Genomic DNA, 4501 nt, shown 5'->3' on the forward strand with positions numbered 1-4501 from the left:
ACATCAGTACCCTGTCTTCCAGGGTGAGTTGTCTATAAGTGGTCATCGTTTATCTCTCTTTGGTCGGAAAGAAAAACGGCCATTTTGGCAGCTCACCCGCTTATTTGTCGAAACTGTCGCACTTAGTATATGAATTCGGCAGTGATAACAAGCGGCTGTTATCGCCGCTATAAAGCGAAGCTGAAATGGTTACACTTAAGTTTCGCCGCCTAAAAGTCAAGCGTTATCCGAAAGGAACAATATGAAAATTGAAGGAAAAGGTACTGAAACATACTTGTACATTAATGGATTGAAAGTAAATCGACCACTCAGGTTAAGTGATAATGTCGAACTACTTCCAGCTGAAAGTTCTCCTTCACCTGATTCTATGATTAGCGTATCCAAAACGGAAGTGGATTTTGGAATAACTGCTGTTTTTCTCAGGCAAGTTACTTCACAATTAAAAATAACTAGCGAAGCCCCTGAATCATTGGTTATCTTAGCCTGGAATTCTTTGTGGGACGCTGTGCTTTTAAGTGCTATCTATGATTGCGAGGCTGCATGTAACTTCCAATCTGACAAGCCAGCTGAAGAATTCGGCTCTGAAAGTTATCTATCAATAACCAACTACCACATGCGAGGGTTAACGTTTGAGCCTTACGAACTTACTCAAGAAGATGAAATTTGGATTAAAAGCAACTACCAAAAAGCTAAAAAACTCACTAATAATAATGTATTCCAAGATGCAGTGCATTCAATGGAAACATATAGATTTCACTCTTTACCCAAAGCGCGGCTAGCAATTATCTGGTCTGGCATTGAAGGACTATTTGGTATTCAGCAAGAGTTAGTATTTCGTTTGAGCCTTTATATAGCACATTTTTTAGAGCCCGAAGATAAAGAGAAAAGAAAACAGCTGTTTAATTCAGTTAAGCAACTTTATAAACATCGTTCATCAGCAGTGCACGGCTCTAAAATCAAGGGTAAGCCTCATGACCATGTTGTTGAGTCAGCAGAGTTATTAAACAGACTTATTCACAAATGTATAGAACATGATGGGGTGCCTGATGTTGATGAATTGGCAATATGAAGCCCGATTAATAGGATAGGACTGTGTAGACACCTATTGTCACAATTTGTAATAGCGATGGGTAAAACTAGTAGGACATGCACAGTAGCAACGGCCACCTGATCCCAGAAGACGTAGAAATATGGGAGGTTGACGAGGACGGCAGAGAAGTTGTCCAGCAAACATTTAACAAGTCCATGCGCGTGGTAAGCGCGTGATGGCAATATAATTGGTAGATTGCAGCCAGTGCTAACCAGCGGCTACAGCCGAATAGTGTGAAATTTAAGGAAGCATATGATTGATTCGGGTTTAAAAGCAATTGAGTCACTATCCCAGGATTTTAGCTATCGGAAGATGTTTATATTTATGTGGTTCATTCTAGTCGTAGTGTCTCTACTTACGATATATGAAAGTTATACAAGTCATTTTGCACTATCCAAAGATCATGCGACAGCGGAGTTGCTATTAAAATTAGATTCTGCTGCTAAGTCAGAGAATTCTCAAGTTAAAGATATTGCTAAGAGTATATTAGATAAAGTAGAGTCCGATCTGGATAGTGCTTCAACTAATACCTTCAGATTAACATTAGAGAGTGTTTGGCAAGCTCTCAATGCTTCTGCTTTGATCCTACTGATTTTCTTGCTGAATCTCCGTAAAATTATCAAAGAAGGTAAACTTCAAAACCTGGGGGGTTATATATTTGCATTTACTTGTATGTTCCTGCCTTTTTTGCATGTTCCCGTAGATACACATTGGCTAATTAGAATGGTCCTACCGCATATGCTTGTTATTTCTATTTTCGTATATTTCATTAAACGGAACAGAGGACTAACAGGACACGCACGATAGTCGACTATCGAGTTTTTAATGACTAAATGGACTGACTAAATGGACAGCCACCCTAATGGTCATCAAAAAAATTCGACCATATTTTTTGAAAGTCTCGAAGCATGCTGCATGAAGTTGGGAGTAGGCTGGCAAAATGGAAAAACGGGTTTGAGTCAGGATTCTCACCCACAGCAAAGCCTCAGGCTGCCCTGTGGAATGTGATTATTGTCGGGAGAGTACGTAAGTCAGCAGTTCAGCCAACCCAAGCCCAGGGGTTCGCTGATAGCCGAACTGTTGAAATTTTGCCTTGATGGAAATGGCGGTGCCTACCAAACCTTTAAACTGGCTTTCAAAGTGCGGGGTATTGTAGATCCAATGATCAGCATCGATGTTCAGGCGTTCAAGGATGGGTGGGATGCTGTCGTCGATACTGCCACGCTTGTCATCCCGTAATTGACGCCCTGTCCAGTCGACCAGTTCGAGGTAGTCTTGCAGTCTAAAGGGAAGGCCAGTGGGCATGTCCTGGCGCGGGTAACCTACAAACGGGAACAGTGTTTTTGGCTGATGTGGTTCTGGTGATTCCGGGGCTTCCTGTGCGGTAGCTATCCGTTCTTTGGCAGAGGTATATTCGGAAGCTTCTGGCGTGGCTGCCATCTGTGCCCGAACGGGGTTTAAATCTACATAGGCCAGACAGGTCGCCAGGGCAGTTTCATCGAGCAAGGCTTGAGATTTGAATCTTTCTTCCCAGAAGCGACCGCTACAGCCGTCTTCTGCGTTGGCTTGGCGGGCAATGTCTTCGTTCAGGGCCCGCATTAACCAACTGATCGACATCAGGCGCTCACGCCATTCAGCAACGAGTTCTTTTATGACCTTAAGCGGACAACGGACAGGCAATGTAAGAAAAAGTGCTTTTAGATACCTGGTCCGCAAAAATTAATCTGTGGAACTTGGCAAAGAAATTAGTAGAAGTAATTCATCTGCACGAAAACCGGCCAAAATGCCGGTTACCGTGCACAGCAGTGTCTCAGGTTGCCCTGTGCGGCGTATTTTCTTTAGATTGAATAGTTAGGTAAGCAACTCTGCCAACCCAAGCCCTGGGGTTCGCTGATAGCCAAACTGCTGAAATTTGGCTTTTATGGAAATGGCGGTGCCTACCAAGCCTTTGAACTGGCTTTCAAAGTGCTGAGTGTTGTAGACCCAGTGTTCAACATCAATATTAAGGCGTTCGAGAATGGGTGGAAGGGTTTGCGTGATGCTACCGCGCTTGTCGTTACGAATCTGTCGACCGGTCCAGTCAAGCAGTTCCAGGTAGTCCTGCAGCCGAAAGGGCAAGCCTTCGGGCAAATCTTGCCGAGGGTATCCAACAAACGGAAATAGTGGTGTCGGTTGTTTGGGTTCGGTCGCTTCCGGTTCTTCTTTGGCGGTATCGATCCGCTGTTTGGCTGAAGTGAATTCTGACGCTTCCGGTGTATCTGCCATGCATGCGCGGACGGGGTTTAGGTCCACATAGGCCAGACAGGTTGTCAGGGCGGTTTCATCCAGTAAGGCCTGGGATTTGAAACGGGCCTCCCAAAACCTACCGGTACAATCGTCTTCTGCATTGGCTTGCCGGGCGATATCTTCATTCAGGGCTTTCATGAACCAGCTGATCGACATCAGACGCTCACGCCACTTTGTTACCAGCTCTGAGATAACGTTGAGTTGCTCTTCATACAGGTCATTTCCGGCTAAGTACTCATGGCTGAGAAAGTTACCGGCATATAGGCTATGCCAGCGTTGGATGACTTCTGTATCCGACCAGGCATTGGCTTTCTCGGCGTTGATGTGCAGCACTATGTGGTAGTGGTTAGACATGACCGCATAGGCACAGATATCCAGAGCATACACCTCGGCTAGCTTCAGCATGCGCTGTTCAATCCATCCGCGCCTGTGTTCGTAGTCGTTGCCGGAATGCTCGTCACGGCCGCACAGGAACGCGCGGCGCACGCATCGGGAGGTGCAGTGATAGTAGGGGGTCGCCTCCAGAGCGATCTGGGATTTCCTTGAACGTGGCATGTGTCTCACCCTGACGGTTGTTGCTTGAGTGCTGTATAAAATACTGGATATACTGGAAGGGCTCAAGCTTTCAGGGGGTAGCACTGGTAGTCAATATTCTAAACGGGTATTAAAAAGACATGTTAATAGCTGCGGCTAAATGGACAGCCATCATAATGAAAGACTAATAGGACAGGCACATTTAGAAATGCGGCTAAATGGACAGCCATCATAATGAAAGACTAATAGGACAGGCACATTTAGAAAAGAGAACTTGAACAGCTTCGTTTTTAAAAGTGATTTTGATATTTGGTAAAAAAATTCAGTGAAAGCGATGGACTAACAGGACAGCCACCATAATGAGCGGCAAGAAAAATTCGACCGTTTTTTCTGGAAGTCTCGAAGCAGGCTGCATGAAGTTGGAAGTAGGCTGGCGAAATGGAAAAATTAGGCAGATATCGGCATTTTCAACCACGGAAAAGCCGCAGGTTGCCCCGTGAAGCGTTTTTTGTCGGGTGAGTACCTAAGTCAGCAGTTCAGCCAACCCAAGCCCAAGGGTTCGCTGATAGCTAAACTTTTGAAAGGTAGCTC

4 protein-coding genes are annotated in these 4501 nt (G+C 45.1%); 2 read left to right on the forward strand and 2 right to left on the reverse strand.

The annotated features are described in order from the left end of the window. Nucleotides 1-241 precede the first annotated feature (241 nt). Entirely contained in the window at nucleotides 242-1069 is an 828-nt protein-coding gene (locus ABJT94_RS20315) for a hypothetical protein (protein ID WP_348483111.1), read from the forward strand. Nucleotides 1070-1342: 273 nt separating this feature from the next. After that, nucleotides 1343-1897: a hypothetical protein gene (locus tag ABJT94_RS20320; protein WP_348483112.1), complete on the forward strand. Its 555-nt coding sequence runs from the start codon at nucleotides 1343-1345 to the stop codon at nucleotides 1895-1897. Nucleotides 1898-2098: 201 nt separating this feature from the next. Here the strand turns inward: ABJT94_RS20320 and ABJT94_RS20325 are convergent, their stop codons facing one another. Both ABJT94_RS20325 and ABJT94_RS20330 read right to left on the reverse strand, forming a co-directional pair. Further along, nucleotides 2099-2707, reverse strand: a complete 609-nt coding sequence (locus tag ABJT94_RS20325) for a hypothetical protein (RefSeq protein ID WP_348483113.1) — start codon at nucleotides 2705-2707, stop codon at nucleotides 2099-2101. 234 nt (nucleotides 2708-2941) lie between these two features. Next, nucleotides 2942-3931 (reverse strand): hypothetical protein, encoded by a 990-nt coding sequence (locus ABJT94_RS20330; protein ID WP_348483114.1) that lies wholly within the window; start codon nucleotides 3929-3931, stop codon nucleotides 2942-2944. Nucleotides 3932-4501: the final 570 nt, after the last annotated feature.

This window comes from Saccharospirillum sp., assembly GCF_039982735.1.
In the GTDB taxonomy this organism is placed as follows: Bacteria; Pseudomonadota; Gammaproteobacteria; order Pseudomonadales; family Natronospirillaceae; genus Saccharospirillum.

Coding starts and splice junctions, on each gene's coding strand:
- ABJT94_RS20315 (WP_348483111.1), top strand. CDS start 242: ATGAAAATTGAAGGAAAAGGTACTGAAACATACTTGTACATTAATGGA.
- ABJT94_RS20320 (WP_348483112.1), top strand. CDS start 1,343: ATGATTGATTCGGGTTTAAAAGCAATTGAGTCACTATCCCAGGATTTT.
- ABJT94_RS20325 (WP_348483113.1), bottom strand. CDS start 2,707: ATGTCGATCAGTTGGTTAATGCGGGCCCTGAACGAAGACATTGCCCGC.
- ABJT94_RS20330 (WP_348483114.1), bottom strand. CDS start 3,931: ATGCCACGTTCAAGGAAATCCCAGATCGCTCTGGAGGCGACCCCCTAC.